This window comes from Hymenobacter defluvii (genome assembly GCF_017589435.1).
GTDB lineage: Bacteria > Bacteroidota > Bacteroidia > Cytophagales > Hymenobacteraceae > Hymenobacter > Hymenobacter profundi.
In genome coordinates this window covers 1-887 of record NZ_JAGETX010000089.1, presented here as the reverse complement: position 1 = coordinate 887, position 887 = coordinate 1, and the positions used below count along the sequence as shown (strand labels likewise).

At 47.4% G+C, this 887-nt stretch carries 1 pseudogene; it reads right to left on the bottom strand.

The window, feature by feature from the left end:
• Positions 1–887, bottom strand: a pseudogene (locus J4D97_RS23080) (SusC/RagA family TonB-linked outer membrane protein); the annotation flags it as partial.

Below are 887 nucleotides of genomic sequence, written 5' to 3'. Positions count from 1 at the left end.
CCCTACTGAGCCTACGGCCAGTCTTTCCTCCTGTATTTCGTCGTACGAGTCGAGCGTTACGCGACCTAGCACGTTAAACCAATCGGCAAATTTGTATGTCGTTACCACGTTGCCAAAAGTCCGGTAGCGTGAGTCAGTCTCGTAGTTCTGGTAACGGTTGAAATAAGGGTTGTTCCAGTATTGTGGTACCCGGTTGGTAGGCGAGCTTAGATTCCAGCTTGCATTCTGCTTCTGATACTCGTAAGCGGCTTTCTGCTCCTTGATATCAACGTTTGTCTGCCACCATTGACGGAAGTTGGTCATAGGGTTGTCGCCATAGTTCCCGCTATAACCAGTGCCGTAACGGCCTTTGCCGTCTACCTGCGAGAAGTTAACGGAAGCGCTTGTGGTCAAACGAGGCGTTAAGTTCAACGACCCAGCGAAATTGACAATGTTCTTGTTAACATTGCTGTTGGGCAAAATACCCTTATCACGGATGCTGTTATAACCGAGCTTAAAATATCCGTTGTCATTTCCACCGTTGATAGCAATGCTGTTATTCAATGTAATAGCATCTTGAAAAAATGACGAAGGGTCGTTTTGAGCAGCTACCCAAGGCGTTGCTCTGCCAAAATTAGGGTTGCCTGGTGTAAATGCATCTGATTGAAATACCAGCAAGTTTGGATCAAAACGTGGGCCTGCCGAAGCATCATGGCTCAAACGCACTACCCGGTCTCTTACTCCGTCACCGTCCACATCCGTGGATGCAAACGTAGGACCATATCCGCCACCGTACTCTTTCTGATATTTAATAAACGTGCTCTTATCTACTCTGCCACCTGTAATGCCAGCATTGATAGTCACACCTAAACCCTTACGACCCTTTTTGGTCGTGATCAGGATAACAC